18 protein-coding genes and 1 pseudogene are annotated in these 22,185 nt (G+C 54.8%); 7 read left to right on the top strand and 12 right to left on the bottom strand.

Going from position 1 to position 22,185, the window contains the following annotated elements:
* The coding region (locus tag G6L28_RS22780) for a hypothetical protein (RefSeq protein WP_210265773.1) at nucleotides 1–288 on the top strand (288 nt) is incomplete at its 5' end.
* A gap of 3 nt (nucleotides 289–291) precedes the next feature.
* On the opposite strand, the gene G6L28_RS04825 is transcribed toward G6L28_RS22780, so the two are convergent.
* Nucleotides 292–1,098, bottom strand: a complete 807-nt coding sequence (locus G6L28_RS04825) for an inositol monophosphatase family protein (RefSeq protein ID WP_174062658.1) — start codon at nucleotides 1,096–1,098, stop codon at nucleotides 292–294.
* Nucleotides 1,099–1,397: 299 nt separating this feature from the next.
* Nucleotides 1,398–1,688: pseudogene (locus G6L28_RS22820) on the bottom strand (iron ABC transporter permease); the annotation flags it as partial.
* Nucleotides 1,689–1,881: 193 nt separating this feature from the next.
* Between G6L28_RS22820 and G6L28_RS04820 the strand changes: the two are divergent.
* The 4 genes from G6L28_RS04820 to G6L28_RS04805 all read left to right on the top strand — a co-directional run bounded on the left by G6L28_RS04820 (nucleotide 1,882) and on the right by G6L28_RS04805 (nucleotide 5,667).
* Entirely contained in the window at nucleotides 1,882–2,859 is a 978-nt protein-coding gene (locus G6L28_RS04820; RefSeq protein ID WP_174062657.1) for a TRAP transporter substrate-binding protein, read from the top strand.
* Nucleotides 2,860–2,982: 123 nt separating this feature from the next.
* Complete coding sequence (locus G6L28_RS04815) at nucleotides 2,983–3,597, top strand: TRAP transporter small permease (protein WP_174062656.1); 615 nt, start codon at nucleotides 2,983–2,985, stop codon at nucleotides 3,595–3,597.
* A gap of 4 nt (nucleotides 3,598–3,601) precedes the next feature.
* Nucleotides 3,602–4,882: a TRAP transporter large permease gene (locus tag G6L28_RS04810; protein WP_174062655.1), complete on the top strand. Its 1,281-nt coding sequence runs from the start codon at nucleotides 3,602–3,604 to the stop codon at nucleotides 4,880–4,882.
* A gap of 11 nt (nucleotides 4,883–4,893) precedes the next feature.
* The gene (locus G6L28_RS04805) at nucleotides 4,894–5,667 is read left to right on the top strand and encodes a FadR/GntR family transcriptional regulator (RefSeq protein WP_174062654.1); all 774 of its coding nucleotides are present in this window, start codon (nucleotides 4,894–4,896) and stop codon (nucleotides 5,665–5,667) included.
* Between the two features lie 25 nt (nucleotides 5,668–5,692).
* Here G6L28_RS04805 and G6L28_RS04800 read toward each other — a convergent pair whose 3' ends face one another.
* Nucleotides 5,693–7,777, bottom strand: coding sequence for a carboxy terminal-processing peptidase (locus G6L28_RS04800; RefSeq protein ID WP_174062653.1), 2,085 nt, complete (start codon nucleotides 7,775–7,777; stop codon nucleotides 5,693–5,695).
* A gap of 293 nt (nucleotides 7,778–8,070) precedes the next feature.
* On the opposite strand from G6L28_RS04800, the gene G6L28_RS23105 reads away from it, so the two are divergent.
* On the top strand, nucleotides 8,071–8,400 hold the full coding sequence (locus G6L28_RS23105) for an RNase H family protein (protein ID WP_337795749.1): 330 nt from the start codon (nucleotides 8,071–8,073) through the stop codon (nucleotides 8,398–8,400).
* A 263-nt stretch (nucleotides 8,401–8,663) separates the two neighbouring features.
* On the opposite strand, the gene G6L28_RS04790 is transcribed toward G6L28_RS23105, so the two are convergent.
* The 5 genes from G6L28_RS04790 to G6L28_RS04770 form a co-directional block, all read right to left on the bottom strand.
* Complete coding sequence (locus G6L28_RS04790) at nucleotides 8,664–8,813, bottom strand: DUF1127 domain-containing protein (RefSeq protein WP_174062652.1); 150 nt, start codon at nucleotides 8,811–8,813, stop codon at nucleotides 8,664–8,666.
* Between the two features lie 175 nt (nucleotides 8,814–8,988).
* Nucleotides 8,989–11,772 carry a bifunctional diguanylate cyclase/phosphodiesterase gene (locus tag G6L28_RS04785; protein ID WP_174062651.1) on the bottom strand — a complete coding sequence of 928 codons (2,784 nt, stop codon included), beginning with the start codon at nucleotides 11,770–11,772 and terminating at the stop codon, nucleotides 8,989–8,991.
* 483 nt (nucleotides 11,773–12,255) lie between these two features.
* Nucleotides 12,256–13,587 carry a solute carrier family 23 protein gene (locus tag G6L28_RS04780; RefSeq protein WP_174062650.1) on the bottom strand — a complete coding sequence of 444 codons (1,332 nt, stop codon included), beginning with the start codon at nucleotides 13,585–13,587 and terminating at the stop codon, nucleotides 12,256–12,258.
* 215 nt (nucleotides 13,588–13,802) lie between these two features.
* A complete protein-coding gene (locus G6L28_RS04775) occupies nucleotides 13,803–14,999 on the bottom strand; it encodes a glycosyltransferase family 4 protein (protein WP_234902466.1) in 1,197 nt (398 codons plus the stop codon).
* 129 nt (nucleotides 15,000–15,128) lie between these two features.
* The gene (locus G6L28_RS04770; protein WP_174062649.1) at nucleotides 15,129–16,274 is read right to left on the bottom strand and encodes an acyltransferase family protein; all 1,146 of its coding nucleotides are present in this window, start codon (nucleotides 16,272–16,274) and stop codon (nucleotides 15,129–15,131) included.
* A gap of 188 nt (nucleotides 16,275–16,462) precedes the next feature.
* On the opposite strand from G6L28_RS04770, the gene G6L28_RS04765 reads away from it, so the two are divergent.
* The gene (locus G6L28_RS04765; protein ID WP_174062648.1) at nucleotides 16,463–17,341 is read left to right on the top strand and encodes a class I SAM-dependent methyltransferase; all 879 of its coding nucleotides are present in this window, start codon (nucleotides 16,463–16,465) and stop codon (nucleotides 17,339–17,341) included.
* On the opposite strand, the gene G6L28_RS04760 is transcribed toward G6L28_RS04765, so the two are convergent.
* From G6L28_RS04760 to G6L28_RS04745, 4 genes are read right to left on the bottom strand one after another with little or no spacing between them, the layout of a single operon-like run.
* Nucleotides 17,332–18,573, bottom strand: coding sequence for a glycosyltransferase family 4 protein (locus G6L28_RS04760; protein ID WP_174062647.1), 1,242 nt, complete (start codon nucleotides 18,571–18,573; stop codon nucleotides 17,332–17,334). The two genes, G6L28_RS04765 and G6L28_RS04760, sit on opposite strands and share 10 nt — an antisense overlap.
* Nucleotides 18,574–18,582: 9 nt before the next feature.
* The gene (locus tag G6L28_RS04755) at nucleotides 18,583–19,353 is read right to left on the bottom strand and encodes a polysaccharide deacetylase family protein (RefSeq protein ID WP_174062646.1); all 771 of its coding nucleotides are present in this window, start codon (nucleotides 19,351–19,353) and stop codon (nucleotides 18,583–18,585) included.
* Complete coding sequence (locus G6L28_RS04750; protein ID WP_174062645.1) at nucleotides 19,337–20,671, bottom strand: O-antigen ligase family protein; 1,335 nt, start codon at nucleotides 20,669–20,671, stop codon at nucleotides 19,337–19,339. Before G6L28_RS04750 ends, G6L28_RS04755 begins: the two co-directional genes overlap by 17 nt.
* Nucleotides 20,671–22,143, bottom strand: a complete 1,473-nt coding sequence (locus G6L28_RS04745; protein ID WP_174062644.1) for a GumC family protein — start codon at nucleotides 22,141–22,143, stop codon at nucleotides 20,671–20,673. The genes G6L28_RS04750 and G6L28_RS04745 overlap by 1 nt, the downstream gene beginning before the upstream one ends.
* Nucleotides 22,144–22,185: the final 42 nt, after the last annotated feature.

The following is a 22,185-nucleotide window of genomic DNA, read 5'->3' as shown; positions in this document are numbered from 1 at the left end:
AACAAGCAACCCGCTCATCATATCGTGATTTCTTTAGAACGAGGAACTTCGTCGCCAGCAGCGCCGCCGCCCTCGTCAGTGAGCGGACTTATAAGGGAACACCCAGAACATAGTCAACACCAACATCAACAGAAATTACAGAAAAATCGGAAGTGTTTGATTTATAAGGCTATATTTGAAAAATCGCATTTTAACCCCTCTGATCGCACACAAGTGCCTCCTCGCGCCGCGTGCCCCGCACCTTTAAAGTCCACTGTTAAAGGTGCGAGGCAAACAGCCAGCTTTTGATCTTTAAGTAAGGGCTGCATTGTGTATCGCCACGAGTTCGTCGTAGCAGGAAACGTTACCGGCAAGCACTGGCTGGCCTTCGAAGAGCTTCTCGCCTTCGAGCGAAAACGGCATGCAACGGCCACCGGCTTCTTTCACAAGGCAAAAGCCAGCCATGCAGTCCCAAGCCCGCATGTGCGGCTCATAATAACCGACCAAGCGACCGGCTGCGACGTAAGCCAGCATCAGAGCTCCTGAGCCGTTTCGAATGAAATTACCGCCACACGCCATGACTTCGCTAACGATCTTTCCAACGCGTTCCGGCGTCACGTAACTATTGCTGCCGATTCCCGTCAGCGCATTTTGCAGATTTCTTGCGGGATCGAGTGTTAGGCGGTTTCCGTTCAATGTCGCCCCGTGACCATCGGCGGATGCGTAGGTTTCATCGGCGCAAGGAACCCTGATGACACCTATTACCGAGACGCCATCCCTGATCACCGCGATCGAAACGCACCAACTCGGCATGCCGTTAACGAAAGGGGCAGTGCCGTCAATCGGATCAACGACCCATATATATCCCGAGGTACCGTCCTTGTAAGCGTGCTCTTCACCCAGGAACCCATCCTCGGCAAAAGCTGCAGCAACACGCTCGCGAAGCATTGTTTCCACATTGCGGTCTGCGATAGAAACCACATCCTGCAAATCGCGCTTCGTCTCGATTATGAGGCTCTCACGCTTATTAAAATAGTCGAGCGCCAACGCGCCGGCCTCTACTGCAAGCGCTTTTGCAAGTTCAAAGCGCTGTGTGAGGCCGTCATTCTGTCCTGCCATTTCGATATTCCTTGATTTCCCTATCCGCGAATCAGTTGTCGATGAGAGCTATGCCACGGTTTTAGAAACTGAGTGTGACGCCACTGACTTCACTCGCAGTCTGGTTCCATTTCATGATCTACGATGAACAGCGTGCCGAGTTCGGTTCGATCTCGCGCTCAATGTTGCAGCCAAGATAGGCCGTGTGCAGAACTAGCCCCGGCATCCCGCCCTCCCCGGCTCGCTGATCCTCATACAGCCGGACGCACTGCCAGCTTGGCGGCTCCGAACCGGGATTGCCGACTTAAAATGCGATATTCCGGAAGCGAAACACACCAGAAGGTCCGCAACCGGTCCATAGGCGAGGTACGCGAGGCCTTTCCCATCGACTGACTGACACCCTCGAGCACGCACATCAGCACGAGGAAAGAGTGTGTGAAGGAAAGAACCTGAGCGATCCAGAGCCCGTCATACTAAATACCCATGCTCGTCCCAACGCGGCCGAAGACGTTCGACATTAAGTCGATAACGTCGCCAGCACGTGCGAAAAGCAGGGTGAGCGTGAGGCCAATGACGAAGGGTAGCGTTATGATCGGCAAGTTCGCCAACAATCACACTCATCATATCTCTGTGCAACTTTGATATGTTGACATTACCTTTCTTCGAAACTACTAATTTTGATAGTCGAAGGAGGGGTCGGCTTATCACTCTACATTAAATGGCACATTTGCTGACAGACTGTCGGGCGACTCTTCGGGCTATTGCAGCAACCGCGGGCTGATGTCCGCACTTTGGGAGGAGACTATGTTGCATATCACCAAACTCTGGACCGGCGTTGCGGTCTTTACCATGCTAGCGTTAGGCACGGCGTCCGCGCAGACCGTATTGAAATCTGCAGACACACATCCGGACGGATATCCGACGGTCGAAGGCGTCAAGTATTTTGGCGAACTGGTCAAGGAACGCACCGGTGGTCGCTATGCAGTCGAGATTTACCACTCGGCGCAGTTGGGCGAAGAAAAGGACACGATCGAACAGGTTCGCTCAGGTGTTCTGGAATTGAACCGCGTTTCTATGGCGCCCTTCAACGGCACGGTGAAGGAATCCATCGTTCCCGCGTTGCCTTACATTTTCCGTTCCGAAGAGCATATGCATAAGGTCATGGATGGCCCGATCGGTGATCAGATCAAAGCTGCTTTTGAACCCGCGGGCCTTGTAGCACTGGCATTTTATGATGCCGGGGCGCGCTCGTTCTACAATTCCAAGAAGCCAATCAAGACGGTAGCCGACATCAAGGGCCTGAAGTTCCGCGTAATCCAGTCCGACATCTTCGTTGACATGACTTCCGCTCTCGGCGCGAATGCAACGCCGATGCCTTACGGCGAAGTCTATTCCTCAGTCGAGACCGGCGTTATCGATGGAGCAGAGAACAATTTCCCGAGCTTCGACACTGCGAAGCATTTCGAAGTTGCAAAATATTACTCGCTGGATGAACACACCATCCTCCCCGAAGTGTTCGTAATGAACAAAAACGCTTTCGATAAACTGAGCCCGGAAGATCAGGCGCTCTTCAAGCAGGCCGCGAAGGATAGCGTTGCCAAGCAGCGCGAACTTTGGGCAGCAAAGACTTCTCAGTCACGCGAAACCGTAGAGAAGGCTGGAGCCGAGATCAACCAGGTCGAAAAGCAAGGTTTCATCGACGCGATGAAGCCGGTTTACGACAAACACATCAAGGATGACGTGCTGAAAAAGCTCGTCGCAGATGTTCAGGCTACTCAATAAACTTGTCATACCCGCCCTTCTCTCCCTTGAGCGAAGGGTGGCTACCGCATCAGTCGTCATACATCATTTCCGACCCTCAAATCCGGCTCTCCAACTTACAGGAGAGTCAGGAGGCGCTTGACCATGTCCATTCAACTTAAATCAGGCCTGCCAATCCTCAACAAACTCAATACCTTCGTCCTTTATCTGGCCGGAACAGGTCTCGTGGTGATGACGGCGATTGTGGCCTGGCAGGTATTTTGCAGATACGTCTTGAACGACTCTCCAAGCTGGACCGAGCCGGGTGCCGTCATTTTGATGAGCTGGTTCATCTTCTTGGGTGCAGCCGTTGGTGTGCGCGAAAACAACCATATGGGTTTCGACGTATTGCTCTATGTCTTGCCACCGTCTGGCAAGAAGTGGCTTCGGATGATTTCGGACATCGCGATCTTTGTCTTCGGCATTGGTATGCTTTGGTACGGCGGCAATCTGGTCAAGCTGACAGCAAACACCACCATGCCCGCGCTCGGCATTTCCGGTGCGTGGGATTATGTGCCGCTTGTTGGCGGGGGAATTCTCATTACGCTCTTTGCGCTGGAGCGCATTGTCGGACGAGCACTCGGTGCGCCGATCGATGAAGTGCTTGATGACATTGCGCCGACCGAAATAGCGGTCGAACTCGAAAACATTGCTGATGTTCGCAGGGACGCTGCGGAGTTTGCACATAAAAATCAGTCCAGCATCGTGAAGGGGGAATAGCGCGATGGAACTTTGGATTCTATTCGGCAGCTTTACGCTTTTGATGCTGATCGGTACGCCTATTGCCTTTTGCCTCGGCATTTCCAGCCTTGCGACCGTGGCTTACATGGGGCTGCCGCCTCTGGTCGTTTTCCAACGCATGAACTCCGGCATGAGCGTGTTTTCCATGCTGGCCATCCCCTTCTTCATCTATTCCGGCGACCTTATGGTGCGCGGTGGAATAGCCGGGCGCATCGTGGCTTTCGCGGCCTCCATTGTCGGGCATCTACGAGGCGGGCTTGGGCAGGTCAACATTCTGACATCGACGCTGTTCGGCGGTATATCCGGCTCTGCCGTTGCGGAAGCAGCGGCTGTGGGCGGTTTGATGATACCGCAAATGAAGGCACGGGGCTACGGCGCTGATTATGCTGTGAATGTCACCTCCATGGCAGCGCTGATTGCGCTTCTTTTGCCGCCGTCGCACAACATGATCATCTATTCGATTTCCGCGGGAGGAAAGATTTCAATCGCGGATCTCTTTACAGCGGGCGTCATTCCAGGCTTGCTGTTTGCAGCCGTGCTGATGGTGACGGCATATATTGTTGCCAGCAAGCGCGGCTATCCGACCGAGCCTTTTCCGGGCCTGATGGTCGCGCTGCATCTCCTCGCCGTTGCCATCCCAGGCCTCTTGCTCATCGCCATCATCTTCGGCGGCGTTCGCTCCGGTATTTTCACTGCAACTGAAAGTTCGTGCATTGCGGTGATCTATGCGCTTCTGGTGACGCTGCTCATCTATCGCCAGCTGAGCTGGAAGGACTTCGTTCACGCCACCATGGGCGCGGTTCGCACGACTGCAATGGTGCTGCTGATCATCGGCTGTGCTGCCGCCTTCTCCTGGCTGATGGCATTTTTGCGTGTCCCTGCCACACTGGTGTCGTGGATGCAGACGCTGTCCGATAACCCGATCATGATCCTTCTTCTCTTGAACGTCATCATGCTGGTTCTCGGCACGTTTATGGACATGGGTCCGACAATCATCATCACCACGCCAATCTTCCTGCCGATTGCGACCGCCTATGGTGTCGATCCGGTCCATTTCGGCGTCATCATGATCCTCAACTACGGCATTGGCCTCAACACGCCGCCGGTGGGAGGGGTGCAGTTCGTGGCCTGCGCGGTGGGCAAGATCAGTGTGTGGGAGGCCATGCGCTCGATCTGGCCGTTCTACGGTGCAGGTGTCGTGGTTCTACTTCTCGTCACCTACATTCCTGCGCTCTCACTTTGGCTACCGAGCGTGTTCCGCTAAAGTGAGGCGACATGGACAGGGTAACAGCTTCTCCAGACACGGCGATCCAGCGCAGGCCGAAGCTCTTCGCAAATGTCGCGCAGACATTGCGGGAGCAAATCCTGAGCGGTGACTTCAAGGTCGGAGAGAGGTTGCCGCCAGAGGCACGGATGGCGGAAATCTTTGGCGTGAGCCGTACGGTGGTGCGGGAGGCAGTGGCGCTGCTTGCGTCCGGCAACTTCGTCTCTGTAAGACACGGGGCGGGCGTGTTTGTTCTGGACCAGCCTGTCCTCAAGATCAGCGCCATGGTGTCCGACGTCGGCAATCGCATAAGCCGCGCTGTTAATGTGCTGGAAGTGCGCATGGGTATAGAGATCGAAAGTGCCGGACTGGCGGCCCAGCGCCGCAGCCCGGCGCAGGAGGCACGAATTCAGGAAGCCTTCTTCGAATTTGAAACTCTGCTTGAACGCCACGAAGCGACCGGCAAGGCAGATTTCGCTTTTCACAGGGAAATTGCGGTCGCGACCAACAACGAGTTCTATGTCGAAATTCTCGATGCCCTGGGAGACCGGACCATCCCCTGCGATGAGGAATCGCCTTGGTATTCAGACGAATTGTTGCCTCTGGACTATATGAGGCGTCTACAGCGGGAGCACCTCGTCATACTGCGGGCGATATCGAGCAGCGACGCCGATGCTGCACGCGACGCAATGCGCGCCCATCTCACCGCTGCAAAGAAACGATACATGGAACGCTTGTCTGCCCAGCAGGCAAGCTACCATGACGCGGAACGAACGATCCGTTGATGCGCCGCTAGGGGCGCATCGACGATCAGTTATCACGACGCTTTTTCAAATCCGCAACATCACCAACAATGGCCGCCGCTTCGTTTTGCAACACGTCCTTGGCGTTCTTGTGAGCGTTTTCAAGTGCTAGGTTGGCACTCAGCGAGCGTTCGTTGGCTTGCAAGCCGTCATCCTGATCCGGGAGCAGCGGATCGCCTTCCGCGGCGCGTGCCTTCATACGAGCAGCGGTGGCGTCGAGCTCCTTTCGGCGTTCCACTTCGTTGAGCGATAGAGTTTTCTTCTCCCGCTGCGCCTTGAGATCGGCGACGTCCTCAAGGAAACGTTTGTAGTCTGGATCATTGTCCGCTCGGACCGAATGTCGGCTTTCAAGCTGCGGGATAAGCGGCTTGATGTCGCCCGCTGCCTTGTATTTTGCAGGTTTGATTTCGGTCCAGGGCAGAGCGTTATCATAGCTGGACTCGCCCAGAAGCTTCGGGTCGAGGATACCCGGGAGGGCGACATCGGGCGTTACGCCGCGCAACTGTGTTGTGCCGCCATCAACGCGGAAAAACTGCGCGATGGTCAGCTTCAACTGTCCCAGTTCAGGTTTTTCATTTCCGGCAACCCTGTCCAAATCGACCACGGTCTGAACGGTTCCTTTGCCAAAGCTCGGCTCACCAATCACAACACCACGGCCATAATCCTGAATCGCTGCCGCGAAAATTTCAGATGCGGATGCCGATCCACGGTTGATGAGCACGCCGAGCGGCCCCTTCCATGCTGGTGCTGGATCGTCATCGCTTTCGACTTCGATCTTGCCCTGCGCATTACGCTGCTGCACCACCGGACCCTTGCCGATAAATAGACCCGTAAGATCGATCGCCTCCGTCAGCGAGCCACCGCCATTGTTACGCAGATCGATCAACACGCCATCGACTTCTTCCTTTTTCAGTTCGCCAAGAAGCTTTGCAACGTCACGGCTGGCGCTGCGATAATCCTTGTCGCCATTTCGACGCGCGTCGAAGTCCTCATAGAAGGTCGGAAGGGTGATGACGCCGATTTTGGAGGTCAATCCCTCCTTTTCGAGTGACAGAACCGTCTTCTGCGCCGCCTGTTTTTCAAGGCTGACCTTGTCGCGCACAAGGCTGATGATGCGATGGCCGCCGCTTTCACCCGCATCGGCAGGCAGTATATCGAGGCGCACGATGGAATTTTCGGAGCCGCGGATCATTTTCACGACTTCATCGAGCCGCGTGCCGACGACTTCCTGTATCGTGCCATCTGCGCCCTGCCCGACGCCCGTGATACGATCTCCAACGGCGAGTTTACCGGACAGTTGCGCAGGACCGCCTGCGACGAGTTCGCGAATGGTGGTGTAACCGTCCCGCTCCTGCAACACTGCGCCTATCCCGACGAGAGAAAGCTTCATCGAAATATCGAACTCGTCGGAGGTCGCCGGGCTGAAATAGTCCGTGTGCGGATCGACAGCTGTTGTGTAAGCCGCCATAAGGGTCTGGAACACGTCTTCGGTCTTATAGGAATAAACCCGGTCCAACATGTTCTTGTAACGCTTGTCCAGCGTGGTGCGAATGGTGGCGTCCGCCTGCCCGGCCAGCTTCAGGCGCAGCCAGTCGTTCTTTACCCGCTTGCGCCAGAGTTCTTCGCTGTCCTTCTCGGTCTTTGCCCAAGCCGCGTCTTCGCGATTGATCTCGAATTCTTCATTTGTGCTGAAGTCGAAATTGCCCTTCAGAAGATTGCGTGCGTAGGTCATTCGGTCCACGACGCGCTGCGTGTAGATGTGAAAGATCGAGAAAGGTATTTCTAGATCCTGCTCGGCAATCCCGTCATCGAGCTTGGTGCTGTTGGCCGCGAACTCATCGATATCGGACTGCATGAACAGCATGCGGTCAGGGTCGAGTGACTTGATATACTTGTTCATGACCTTGAGAGACAAGGCGTCGTCAAGCTTGACAGGCTTGTAAGCGTAACGCTCCAGAAACTCCGCACTCAACGTCGCAGCTTTCGCCTGACTTTCCGTCGGCACCAATATCGGTGGACTTGCCGGCTCCTGCGAATAAACGGGTGACGCAACCAAAAGAGCCAGACCAAAGATACCGTGCTTCAGACGCATTCGGCATTATCCTCACAATTACATTGAGCTGTCTCATATCCCAACTCAACGAACGGGACCACAGCAATTGAACCATTAACTTGGAACGTCTACGCACCAAACACAAGATTGGGTTCATTCAATCGAACGTGACAGAGGGAAGAACATTTGGAAGCCATCGCTAACCTTGAGCTTTTCGTGGATGGCTCCTTCGATCCAGCGTCTCGCCGCGGAGGCTGGGGACTTGTCGTCATGCGCCAGAATGTCGAAGTCGCAGCGCATTGCGGCAATGCGAAAAGGCAGATAGCGGTTCTATGGAAGTGGCCGCCATTCTCGAGGCTCTTCTTTGGCTTCGAGACAATGCGGCTACCGAAAAAGCGATCATATTTTCGGACTCCGTTTACGCGGTAACGGGCTGTAACAGCTGGCGGCATATGTGGCGGAACAATGGGTGGAGGAAACGAGCTCCGAACGGAGCCGGTCGCAGCCGGACAGTCGCGAGTGCGGAAATCTGGAAAAAAATCGACGCATTGCTGACGGACAATGACGCGGTCACCATTGAATGGTGCAAGGGACACTCCGGGCGCTCCGGCAATAATCGCGCACACGAACTCGCCGAACAAGGAAGATTGGCAAAACGTTAGGCGGAAGGCGAGAGGCTGAAAACGAAAAAGCCTGCCGCGGGAGGAGGTGCGGCAGGCTTTTCGAAAAGAACCGAACGGCGGCTGGGAGGAGGAGTGCCACCGTTCCATCAAATGCCCTTTGGGAGGAGGATAAGGACATTTGAATTACGAAGCTCTGCGGGAGGAGGTGCATCGCTTCGATGGATTTAAGATACTTCATTCATCCGCATATTAAATACTCAATATCGCAGATGAGGAATGCATAAATGCATACCTAACTTCCGTTACAGCACGGAGACGCTTTCGCGGGCAACACGGCCGATATCTGAGCGCTGAATACCGAGGTCCTGAAGCTCTCTTGTGCTCATGCGTCCGAGTTCGTTGACAGTCTGACGATACTTGCGCCAGTTGTTGAAAGAGCGTGCTACGTTCATGATGATCCCCTTTCTTGAGGTCTCTTGACGCCAGCAACCCGTTCTTGGCTCTAACGTCGTTTCGATGAACCTTATATAGCAACGGACACGCGCAGGATAAGGCACGACATATCACACCCGCTATGCACTAGACGCAAAGGTTGCGGTCCTTAGCAGTCATTCGCTTTTAATTCGCTCACGCCACTTGGGCGAATTCCTGTTCGGCCATCGGCATTGGTTTTCCAAGCAGATATCCCTGTGCCTCATGGCACCCCTCATCGCGCAGGATGTTGAGTTGCTCGTGGGTCTCGACACCCTCCGCAAGCACTGGGATCCGGAGCCCCTGCCCCAGCGCGAGAATGGCGCGGACCATGGCTTTCGCTTCGATGCTGTCGTGTAGCTCAACCATGAAGCTGCGATCCAGCTTGATCTTGTCGAAAGGAAAACTGCGCAAAAGCTCGAGCGATGAGTAGCCGGTTCCGAAATCGTCGATTGCAATCGAGACACCGAAGCCCTTGATCGCGGTCAATGCGGTCATTGCTCTTTGCTTGTCGACAATAATCGAGTTTTCGGTAATCTCCAGTTCAAGCCGTCTGGGATCGAGCCCGCTTTCGGCAAGCACCGACAATACCAGCGAAACGATATCGGCATGTGCGATCTGAACCGGCGAAAGATTGACGGCGACCTTGAGATAGCCGGGCCACGACGCCGCTTCCCGGCATGCCTGTCGCAGCACCCACTCGCCGATCGGCAAGATCGCGCCGCATTCTTCCGCAACTCCAATGAAGTCTGAGGGAGAGACGTTGCCACGTTCTGGATGACACCAGCGCAAAAGCACCTCATAACCAGTGACCTGCCCCGTCAGGACGGATTTCTGCACCTGATAGTGAAGCTGGAACTCTTTGTTTTCGACACCTCGCCACAAGTCCTTGGCAAGCTTTGCCCTGTCACGCGCCAGTTCGTCCATCTCTCCATCGTAAAAGCATATCTTCTGAGACAGGCTGTTTTTTGAGCGGTACATGGCGAGATCGGCATTTGCCATGACAACATCCGGCGCATTGCCATCCTGCGGATAAAGCGCAACGCCGATGCTTGCCCCCGGGGTAAGACGGTGGTCGCCAATATCGACCGGGAGGCTCAATGCAACGGAAAGCCGCTCTGCGAATTCATGCACTTCAGCAATATCAACATACCGCTTCACCGCGGAAAACTCGTCGCCTCCCACACGCGCAATCAGTTCGTTCGTCTTCAACAGGCCTGCCAGCCGGTTGGCGAGCTCCACCAGAACCTGATCGCCCACATGATGCCCGATCTGGTCGTTGATCATCTTGAACTTATTGAGATCGATGCCGATGATGGCAACGCTTCCATTGGTGCGCTTGGCCAGCGCAACTTCATATTCGACGAAATCGCTCAGAGCGGAACGGTTGGGAAGCTTGGTCAGACTGTCGTGCTTTGCCAGAAATGCGATGTGCTCTTCCGAGCGAATGCGATCCGTGATGTCCTCGAAGGTCGCGACCCATCCCCCATCGGCCATGAGGTTGAAATTGGCAAGCAGAGACTTCTCACTTCCCATCTTGTGAATGAGGCTTTTCTGACCGGAACGGATGGCGTCGATATGACGATGGTAGTGGGCAAGCGCCTTTTCTTCTGCATCATTTTCCAAGTCTGGAATTGCAATTTCATAGCCCCGCTTCACAATTTCCCAGTAGGTAACGCCCGGCTTGAGGAAGTTTTCGTCGAAACCAAAAAGCGCACGATAGCGGCAGTTGGAAAGAATAAGCCGTTCGTCCGCATCGAATAGGCAAATGCCCTGTATCATGTTCTCGAGAGCCAGATCGAGATTTCTGGTGACGGAGACGATCCGGTCGCGGTCGGCCTTCTGCTCGGTTATATCGCGCGTGATCTTCGCGAAGCCGATCTGATGGCCCTCGTCATCGTAGACAGGCTGAATCAGGACATTTGCATAGAACGACGAGCCGTCTTTTCGATAGCGCAATCCTTCCGCTTCGAAACGACCATTCTTTCTAGCCAGATGCAGGGCGTGGTCTGGCATACTGTTTTCCCGATCCTCTTCCGAGTAAAAAATCGAAAAGTTACGCCCGACAACCTCGGTGCTCTTGTAGCCCTTGAAGCGCTCGGCTCCGGCATTCCAACTGGTGATCAGACCTTCCGGGCTCAGTGTGTAGATGGCATAATCGGTAACACCCTTTACCAACAGCTCGAACCTGGCTTCCGTCGCCTGCGCGTTGCGAGCAGCACGAACGGCAATGCTCACGGCAGAAATGCCCGACGCGAGCAACGAAAGTGAAACAGCGATGATCATGAGCAGAAGGAATGACTTCGAAAGAGCCTGTGGTTCGATCTGGTCAAGGCCCGGCTGAAGGGTAAGCGCACCCATGGCCGTAAAGTGCATCATTACGATGCCCAGAGAAAAGATACCGGCGGCGACAGCTGCACGTTTATCTGTAAGGGTCGCAGTATTGGAAACGTAGAACCCAGCCGTCGCAAATACCCATGAGATCACCAATGCCGCAGTTACGAGTGAGCGATCCCAGTTTAGATGGCCCGGCACCTCCATGCCTGCCATGCCAATAAAATGCATGGATGCGACCCCGAAACCAAAAACTAGCCCGGCAGCAACAATGGCTTGTTTACGCGGAAGGAGCAGAACGACAGTGCCCGCAATGAACGTAGAGACAAAGGCAACGGCCAGGGATAACAAACTCAGGTCTCTGTCATATCCGACAACAATACCGGGATCATAAGCCAGCATGGCGACGAAGTGCGTCGACCAGATTCCGAAGCCTCCAGCAAAGCCCATGATCCAAAGCCAGGTCCAGCGCTGAAACGAGGTGGCACGCCCCGCAGCGCGAAGAAACAACACGGCTCCTGTATTCGACAGAAGACATAAGGCAGCCGCCAGAAGGACGAGCCAGAGATCGTGTTGATATGCGAGACAGTTAACGATGGCGGACATGAAGTTACCCATTACTTTACATGGGTAATTAAGATATCGCACCATTAAGATACCATGAAACTATCAACCAGGCCGTTACAGGCATCATAGAATTCTGTTATTGTGCTTAACAGTATTAAAACTCAAACATATCTGGGGTTATACAAGTCATTCTCCGTTACCGTTAATTGCATCCGATATTTCTTTACAGCAACAAACAAATATTGGTTTTATAACAGGCAATATTTCGATCCGAGACCAATCTTTCTGCGGAGAACTGCCATCGACAGCGCTATGGTTGTATACGGTCGACAACTATGAAACCGCCCTCAAAACGCACATTGTCTTGGCCATCCCTCTTGAGGGCGTGAGTAGAAATCCGCTTCGACGGATTCACATCGACCAATGGTGTTGAGAAGGCGTATCGTTTTCTTTCGCGCGGATTAACTCTTCCTGCCCATGTAACGGAAGCACCCCCTGCATTCTCGCACTGTTCAAGGAGGATCAAGCTTCATTTCTGCTACGGGCGGCTGGGGTAAAACCAAGCAGATGGTAGAACAGGATGGCCCCGATGGTTGCCGTTCCGATACCATCGAGCGTAAAGCCTGCGATCTCAAGCTTGAAGTTGCCGGCTCCCAGTACCAGCGCGATGCCAACGGTGATGAGGTTTCGCGGCTCGGAAAAATCCACTTTGTTTTCGACCCATATGCGGCCTGCGGTCGCGGCGATCAGGCCGAAGACGACGATGGAGAGACCACCGATGACGGGACCGGGAATTGTCTGGATCAGCGCACCGAATTTAGGGGAAAAGCCAAGAAGAATGGCAACGAAAGCAGCGACAACGAAGACCAGCGTCGAGAAAATACGGGTGATCGCCATCACGCCCATGTTTTCGGCATAGGTTGTCATCCCCGTCCCGCCAAAGGCGCCGGAAAAGATCGTTGCGATACCATCGCCGATGAAGGCGCGCCCGAGATATGGATCGAGATTGCGGCCGGTCATCGCGCCGATAGCCTTGATGTGTCCGAGATTTTCCGCAACGAGAATGACGACAACGGGCGCGATGAGCGTGATTGCAGAGGCGGAAAAGACTGGCGCGGTGAAACTTGGTAGGCCAAACCATGCAGCAGCAGAGACGCCCGCAAAATCGACCGGCGCGCCCATGCCGAAACCACTGGCCAGCATCAGGTAGACGAGATAGGCGATTGCGCCACCGATGAGGATGGGCAGGCGGCGCGTCATTCCCGGTGCGTAGACCGCAACGGCACCGACCGAAACGACAGTCAGGATAGCAATCCAGCGGGACAACTGATCGCCAGCGGGGTTGGTCGGGCTGATGCCGGATGCGCTGGCGATAGCGATAGGCGCGAGAACAAGGCCGATTGCGGCAACGATGGCGCCCGTAAGGACGGGTGGCATGAGGCGCTCAATCCATCGGTGCCCGGCAAACATCACGACGAGGCCGATCAGCGCATAGAGAACGCCGGCGGCGATAATGCCACCCAGCGCCAGAGCGATATTCGGGCTTGCCGCGCCGGCAGCCGCGCCCGTGGCAGCGAGGACAGGGCCGATGAATGCAAACGAGGAGCCCAGATAACTTGGCACGCGGCCACCGACTGCAATGAAGAAGATGAACGTCGAGATGCCGGAAAACAGGATGGAGACGTTTGGATCGAAGCCCATGATGATCGGCGCAAGCACGGTGGAACCGAACATGGCCACCACATGCTGCAGACCGAGCACCGCGGTTTGCCCGGTTGGCAATCGCTCATCGGGCATGATGCGCCCTTGGGTCTTCAGTTGCCAGCGCGGAAAATAGCCACCCGTATTGCTCATCTTCTTTCTGTCCCCCGTAATCAGGCACAGGCGATCAGGGCATGATTTTGCCCGATGAGGATCGCAAGTGTCGTAAAAATTGTCCCATCCGAAATGCACCTGTCGCCGAGACGATCGACTCGTGGGCATGTGCATCCGAAAATCGATAACGCGATCCACATCCGCTGTCATCGGTTGTGAAAGGTTTCACACAGTTTCGATGGGAGTGCGCGAGATCAAGGGATGGATTTGTAGATTTCGGCTGTTTTCAGGCCAATCGTGTGCCAGTCATATTTGGAAACGATCCGCGCGCCGTGCTGACGGGCCGTGCGGCTGAGCTGCCTGTCTTCCATCCGGCTTCGAAGCGCGACGGAAAGCGCCTGAATATTGCCGAGCGGAAAATAAGCGCCATCATCGAGGCCCAATGCGATATTGGCTTCGATATCGCTTGCCAGCACAGGAAGTCCGTGCGCAATCGCTTCAAGAAGCGCAATGGGCATGCCCTCATGGCTGGAGGGCAGCACGAACAGCCCTGCATTGGCAAACAGGCTGGAAAGTTTTCGCCCCGACTGAACGCCCGTGAGGACGACGCCGGGGACCTTGTTGGCGAGAGTTTCGAGCTCGGACACGTAATCGCTGCCGGAATCCCCACCGCCAACCAGAACAAGCTTGATACCTTTGAGTTTTGCTTCAACGAAAGCTTCGATCAGATCACGCTGTCGTTTTTCCGCAACGAGACGCGCTACCAAGAGGACATAGCGCCCTTTCTCAAGTCCGAATTCTTTCAGCACGCTGTCGTCGAGATTTCTGGTATCGACCTTCACGCCATTTGGAATGAAATGGACAGGCTCCTGAAAATCCTTCTGCATACGGTCAGCGATGTGTTTTGCGATGGCTATGCGCGCATGTGAAAAGCGCATACCCGCCCACTCGCCAAGCCTGAGGATCCTCTTCTCCAGCGAGCTCCATTTCTCACGGTCATAATCATAACCATGGTGTGTGAAGACCACCCGCAGCCCCAAAATTCTAGCCAATGGGACAACGAGCGAGGGGCCGACCGCGTGAATATGCACGATATCCGGATTGAGAAACCTGGCCTTTAGAAGCGCCAGAACGGTGTGAAAGATGGCTTCCAGTTTTGTGTTGCGCGGGGCCCATAGGGGGTGAACGGTGATACCGCGCCAAACATAAGGGTTTGTGTCGGAAACATAATTCTTGCGGGCAAAGACGTGAACATCCGCTCCTAGTTCAACGAGGTTTGAAACCAGTTGCTCAACATGGGTTTCGACACCGCCCTGCACATTGGGTATGCCGCGCAGGCCAACCATGCAGATACGCATGAAATCGAGCCTCCGGTCTTCATCTGGCGCTTGAGTGACATGAGCATCTGCCTGAACTTCAGGCATGGCCCCCAACGTTCGAACGTGTTCCATCGCGCACTCCCAACGTAAATTAGAACATTAGGATATAATAAACTAAATAGAAGCACTGGCTAGTGGTTGTGAAAATTTCAGCGGTGAAACTCGGATGTATAGTAAATGGCGCAAATCAACGCATGCGCTTCAACGGGCAGTGATCTTCAATCCGCCTTTGTCTTCACGTTTTATAAACATATACCCAAGGTTGATCATTTTCTTCTCCAAACACTCATATACGAAATGTGAGATTATGAGGGTAAGAAGCAGGCTGATAAGGCCGATGGGCCAGTCGATCCATGTGCCGCCAAGCGGTAAAAGCTCGAACACCAGGATCGCGACGATGCCGTGAAATAGATAGATCGAGTAGCTGAGCGCGCCGAGCCACGAAAGAAGTGGGCTCTGCGGTCTGGCGGCTTTCACGGAAACAACGAAAACGCATAGCGCCGCGATATAACTGGTGAAGATTGGCAGCTTCCCGACAAGAAAGAAACCATCCTGCCGCTCCAGAGAGAAGTCACCGATACTGACGAGGATAGCAGTCTGCGTAAATAGAACACAGACTGCGCCCCACGACGCTCCCTGCATCTTATCTACCAAGCTCATGCGCAGCAGCAAGCCCAGATAAAGGAACGAAATGTGTAGGCTGATATATTGTACCGGAACATTCAATCCGTAGGATCTGAGCAGGATCGGTACCGCGGTCGCAAGCGCGAGCAGAATGGCGGAGCAGGCAATGACTGCCGGACGGTACAGCACGCCGAGAGTAAACAAGCCCGCCGTTAATACATAAAAGACTATTTCGATCGTTAGCGTCCAATACGCGCCGGACATCCACGGCTGTCCAAAGGCGGCAGGAACCATCGTCATGTTTGCGAGGAAGCCGACGACCGAAGAATGCTGTCCATGGAAAACCGAGATAATCGCGAGACAGAGCAGCGCCAGCCACATGGCTGGAAACAGGCGAAAAAAGCGCGATATGGCGAAGCGTTGAAGCGGAAAATTGCCCTTGATACTAAAGGGGACGACGAAGCCGCTGATCAGAAAAAACAGCACGACACCGAAACGACCGGCATCGAAATAGGTCACGCTCGCCTGGGCCACGATGTGAGAAACGCCTCCGGTCTGCAATGCTTCACGCAAAATGTCTCCGAAGAAGTGCTGGAGGACAACCGCAAGAGCGGCGATAGCGCGTAGCGCATCGATGTTTTCATATCGACTAGATGGTCGCGTGATGACGACCTGCTGAGGCGCGGCCTCTGATTTGGGTGCGCGATCTTCTACCGAATACATCTTCCCCCGCCTCTCCCAACGGCCCGGAAAATAACGCTCACAAGCCCGACTGAACACGATTTATTACAGTAAATTCTAAAATAACTAATTTCTTCTTAGAATTGCAAGCTGTGAAAGCGTTAGCGAGGCTATGTTTGACGCTTCGCAAAAAATGAGATGATCGGACATCAAAGCTCCACGAGGTAGGAATGCTCCTTCATGTACGGAATCTACTATTCAAGCTTGCAGGTGCCATTGTCCTGTTTGTGGTATGGGCAAAACATCGTTTGAGAGGCTACAGGAAGCCCAACACTGTTGCGGACGATGACCGCGATGCACGCCTCGCCTATGTTCATGATGTCGTGCAATCCTGGCTGCGATTTCTTCCCGGCGACTTTACGGTGCGGGGGCGCTCAGTGCTGGAACTCGGCCCGGGGTCGTCACTGGCGACCGGCGCACTGCTTTTGGCGCACGGGGCCAAATCCTACAACGCAGTTGATGCATTCAGGCTGGCGGATGATGAAGATAATGAATTTCGCAGGGATGCTATCGCAAGCTTCGATGGCAGCTTGGTTGCCGAGGAGGTTGAGGCCGCACATGGAGCGCTGGAGGGTCGTTCACCGAATTTTCAGTACCACGTCGATGCCGGCTTTTTCATTCCAAGACTATGCGCAGGCCAGCAATTCGACCTGATCGTAAGTTGTGCCGCCTTCGAGCATTTCGACGCCATCGAACAAACCATCGACGAACTTACAGAAGTTGCCCAAAGCGGTTGCGTGAGCCTGCACATCGTGGATTTGCAGACCCATACGAATGTGCTGCGGCACCGCGACCCGAACAACATATATCGGTTCTCAGACCGCTTCTATTCGCTACTGACATTTCCCGGACAGCCCAACCGCAAGCGACCGCGAGACTATGTTCGCGCGTTCGAGAAAAATGGCTGGGTGGACATCGAGGTCATTGCCGCAAAATCCATTCCAGAGGCAGAACGCAGAAAGCTGACATCGGGGCTCGCGCAACGCTTTGACATGCCGGAAATGGACATGCACATGCTGGATGCCGTGATTATCAGCCGTTATCCATGAGGCCGAACCACTAGCTCGTCGTAGAGCCGCATGGTGCGCTCGAAATAGGCGGCCTGTGAGAATTCCTGTCGGACCCATAGGCGACCGCGCTCACCCATTTCCTTGCGGGCGCCCTTTGGCGACTGATCCAGCCATGTCAGAACATGGGCGAGATCTTCCGCATCACCCGGCTTCGCAATGAGGCCGGTTTCGCCCTGCTTGATTAGCTCCGGGATGCCGCCGATATCGGTGCCGATGACCGGGCGTCCGAGCGCATAGGCCTCCAAAAGACTGACAGGCGCGTTTTCGTACCATTCGGAAGGAAGCACAAGCGCCTTTGCCCCGGCTATGGCCTCATGCAGGGGTCGACCGGTGAGATAACCCATGAACTCAACATCTGCACCGGCCTCTCGCGCCAAAGCGCGGAGCGCTGCCTCATCCGGCCCGGTTCCCGCAATGCGCAGTCGTTGTTTTGATAATCCAGCGGCACGGATCAACGTCGCTATGCCCTTTTCCGGCGCAAGGCGACCAGCAAAAAGGTAATAATCGCCTTCATCAACCTCAATGGAATTGTCGTTGATCGATCGGTCCACGAAATTGGGGATATGCACGATCTGGTCCTTCGGCCAGCCCCATTCAATCAGTTTCATTTCGTAGAACCGGCTTGGCACAACTAGCCTGTCTATGTGGTTTCGATAGAGTCCCAGCATCCGGTGAACTGCAGTTTCCACCATGACCAGGCCACTGAGCGCGACAGACTGCTTCATGCAACGGTGTAGAAGAACGTTGTAAATCCTGCCCCCTTTGCATCTTTCACAGACACCATCCGGCGCAAGCATTTTGTAGGCAGGACAGGCAAGCTTCAGATCATGCACCGTCATCACGGTCGGTATTCCCTTCTTCTTCAGCAAGGGAAAAATCGACGGAGAAATATGGTGATAGACATTATGAGCGTGCGCAATATCGGGTTTCACCCGGTCAATGAGATTGTTCAGATTAGCACGGGCTTTTCGTGAATAGATGACCTCAATGGCATGTTCGATCTTCTGGGCGAACCGGCCCTGACGCCCGTATTCGATTTCCGGGATGAAATAGGAGGACCATTGCGAGGGCAGGTTTTCGGAATGCTGCATGGAGAAAGGCACCGCCTGCCAACCTGCCCGCTCAAACATATCCAGCTGATCTAGGAAAATCGCCTCGGCACCGCCGCGCCGGTAGAAGTAGTTGTTGATTGCAAGCAGTGTTCCCACCATCCACGCCGCCTATTCTTGGAGATGCCGAAGCGCGTCTCGCACCGGCAGGACGAGACAACCCGAAGAGACCGCGTGCCTCACGAGTGTAGAGAAAGCAGCGGGCGAGCAGCCATAGGGCGTCGGCGTATCACTGATGTCGTGCGTGAAGAAAATGAGCCAACCCGGTCTGGCAACGACGTCATCGATTTGCTGGACAAGCGAGAGCGCATCGCTTTCAGGCTGACGGATTTCCATACCCCAAAGATAGGATCGGTTGACCCTTCCACGATTGATGCGGTCACCGCCACCTCTCGCCGTGATGTAGCGGTCCGCGAAGATTTTACGGTGACGGAGGGAGCCCTGATTGTATGGGTAGGCGAAGTTCCGTTTATCGCTGGAGCCATCGAAGCCTTCCAACAGGAATGCATTGCGGTCCAAGTCGTCGTTCAGTTGCTGATGATCGAGACTATGGACTGCACGGTGCGCGAAGGTATGGCAGCCGATTTCATGACCGATGGCCGCAAGCTGCTTGCAGCCTTTTTCGGAGATTAGCGTACGGTTTGGCTCATGCCGTCCAAGTAGGCTACCAGCGATATAGAACGTACCTCTCGCACCGTTCTGCTCCAATATACGAGCACCCTCGGTAAGTGCAGTATCGGGCACATCATCGAAGGTGAAGGAAACGATTGGGCGCGAGCATCGCACATCGAGCGTTGAAACGGGAAGTGCGCGCACCGCTTTCTCGGAAACGCGTTCCTGTACGTGGCGCAGCTTTGATCCGAACTCAGGCAGGAAGCGCATGTTTACTCTCCCAGTTCGTTTCCCGCGCGCCGACAAGGCTCATCCGCGACTGCAACTCCAGCCCGAAGATCGAAACGAGGAATAAGAAGAAAATTGGGCTGCCGCTCTGGAAGAAGATGACTTCGAGACAGCCAGCGTAAAGGACATAGAGCCATACGCGCATGAAAAGCCGCGATAGCGCAGGACTATTTTGCCTCGCCCCGTCCAGCCTTCCGACGGCACGAAGTGGTATGAAAACAACAAGGGCCATGGAGAGAAGAAAGCCAGGAATCCCGGTGGTCAGCATGGCGTCCACATAGGCATTATGCCCATTGAACGCCTTTACCGCCCAGGTTTCCAGACCAGCAGAACTCTGAGTTATATCAGCAGTTTGCCAGAACCCCTGAAAGCCATATCCGAGGATTGGGGACAGGGCTATGGCCTCAAAGGCGATCTTCCAGATATCCGTTCTGTTCGTGAAGGTTGGATCGACGCCGAGCGACGCGATGACGCTGCGGACACCGGGTGAGAGCGATGCGCCGAGCGCAAGAAGATTGAAAGCCGCGATCCCTCCGACGGCAATGGGCCACCGTGTCCAGCGATACCTCTCGAACACCCACTGGAGACAGAGGATGAGCGGCAGCATCGCTGTAGATGACTTTCCACCTGTGTGGAGCAGGAAGAAAACGGATGTGACGACAATGGCGATACCGCTTTTTCGCCAGCCAACGCTACGAAGATAAAGCCCGAAGAATGCCGCCACCAGCATCGCTGCGGCGGCAAGGTTTTTGTGTGAATACTGACCACGCCAGAACCCGGCATTCATCGGTTCGATCAGCTCAGTCGCCTGATGGATAGCCCGCATTGGCATGACAATCACGCCGAAATAGGCAAGACCAATCGTTATCGAGGTTCCATAGAACAGAAGGCGGGAAAACTGTGCCTCCGACCGCGGAAGCAAAAGAAACATGCCCGCATTGGCGCAGGTCAGGAGCGCCAAAACGGTTCTTTTGATTGCATCCATTGGGTAATTGGACAGCGCCGATGAAATCAGAAACCAAGAAAATAGCGCAATGACGAGCCATTGCGGCTGGCAAATCTGGGCCCGCAACGGATGCGTCACGGCGGCATAGACCGTGGCGATTGTCAGCGCCAGGAAGATCAGCTGGTTAAGAAGGTTCGACCCTCCGGTTGCGTTCGTCCCTGATTGTTCCACCCTGACCAGATCAACGAAGGGGTTGGTCGTTACCCAGAAAAACAGGAAGAGCCCCAGGAAGACCAGCGTCCTGATCCTGCCCATATACCCGCCACCGCTTTGCTCCTGAATGGTGTCCCGCATCAGACCTTCCGCTCAAACCGCCAGTTATTGTCTCGTAAAAGCAGGAAAAGTCTTGATGCCAAAACGGTAAATATGCCGATCAGCACACCTGCGATCACACCACCGATGGCAAGAAGCGGCGTTGAAGGCGGCCAGCTCCGTTTCTCCGGCGGCACTGGTTCGGTGACGATCCGAAGGTTGGAAACACTGATCTGCTGCTGCTCGGTGGTTTCGCCAACACGCTTCAGGAAGGTATCGTAGAGTGCCGCCCTCGCCTGGCTATTCCGCTCCAGTTCCTGCAACTGGACCTGAGAAGCATCGTCGGTGGAAACCCGATTACGCGCGGTCTCCAGCTGCGCGCGGATGGAATCGACCGAACTCTGCGCCTGATCCATTTCGATCCTGACTGCCTGCAACGATCGCTCGGTTTCACGGGCAAGTTCGGTGCGAAGCGTTCCAAGCTGTGCTCTTGCGCTCACCAGCTTGGGATAGCGCTCGCCGTAGGTTAAAGCCAAGTCGTCATATTGCTGTTTCAATACGGTATATTGCGAGCGGAGCGCCGCCAGCATCGGCGAATCCAGCGTATCGGCAGGCGCCATGCCTTCCCCCGCTGGCTGGTTCAATCTTTCGTATCGCGCGCGAGCCTCGGCAAGCTTTGAATTCGCTTCATTCATCAAGGTATTGAGCTGCGACAAGCTCTGCACGTTGACGGAACCCGTTCCGCCAAGATCGAGCAGGTTGTTTTTCTGACGAAAATCCACCAGCGCCTGTGCCGCCTCAGTCGCTGCGAGCCTTAATTCCTCAAGACGGTTGGAGAGCGCCTCGCTGGCACTGCGGGCCAGATCGGTTTGGGTCGCCTCAAGCTCCTCTCGAAAGGACCGCGAAAGTGTTGAAAGCACGGAAACCGACCGCTGGGGATCGCGGGTCCACAGCCCGATATTGACGAGATAGGTGCCGCCCTCGCGTGAAACCGTAATGCGTTTGGCGAGATTGCGCATTGCAACGATGGTACCGTCTTCGACAGGCCGTGGCGCGGAAGACAGCTTTAGCCAACTTAATGGCCCGCCCTCCTCATCTGCAGCGGCGTTGAATTCCGGCAGTGCCTGAAGATTTTCCTGCTCGACCGTGCGGCGCAATACGTTTCCCGATTTGATCAACAACAGTTTGCTGGAAATATCCAGGATTTGCGCATCGCTCTGGATATTCGGAGTTGTCAGCTCGTTGGGCACCACCTGCCCTGTGGGCGGTGGTAAAAGGATATCCAGACTGGAGGAATAACGGGGCTTGACCGCCATCCCAAAACCGATGCCCAATGCACCACCCAGAAGTGCAAATAATAAGATATAGGGCGCCCCCCGGCGAAGCCATGTGAGGATTTTTTCAGGCGTTATGATCGCGCCCTTTGGTGTCAACCCGCTTGGATCAACTGCGGCACGCGGGCGCGGACGTTCGAAAACCCGCTCCGCTCGCTTCTCAGTTGGGTACTCGTACATGAGCGACAGGAACCTCTATGTCAATCAAAACGAAACGTTTTC

Source organism: Agrobacterium larrymoorei, from assembly GCF_013322225.1.
In the GTDB taxonomy this organism is placed as follows: domain Bacteria; phylum Pseudomonadota; class Alphaproteobacteria; order Rhizobiales; family Rhizobiaceae; genus Agrobacterium; species Agrobacterium larrymoorei_A.
The sequence above is the reverse complement of the archived record's forward strand: the minus strand, read 5'-3'. Positions and strand labels throughout refer to the sequence as shown.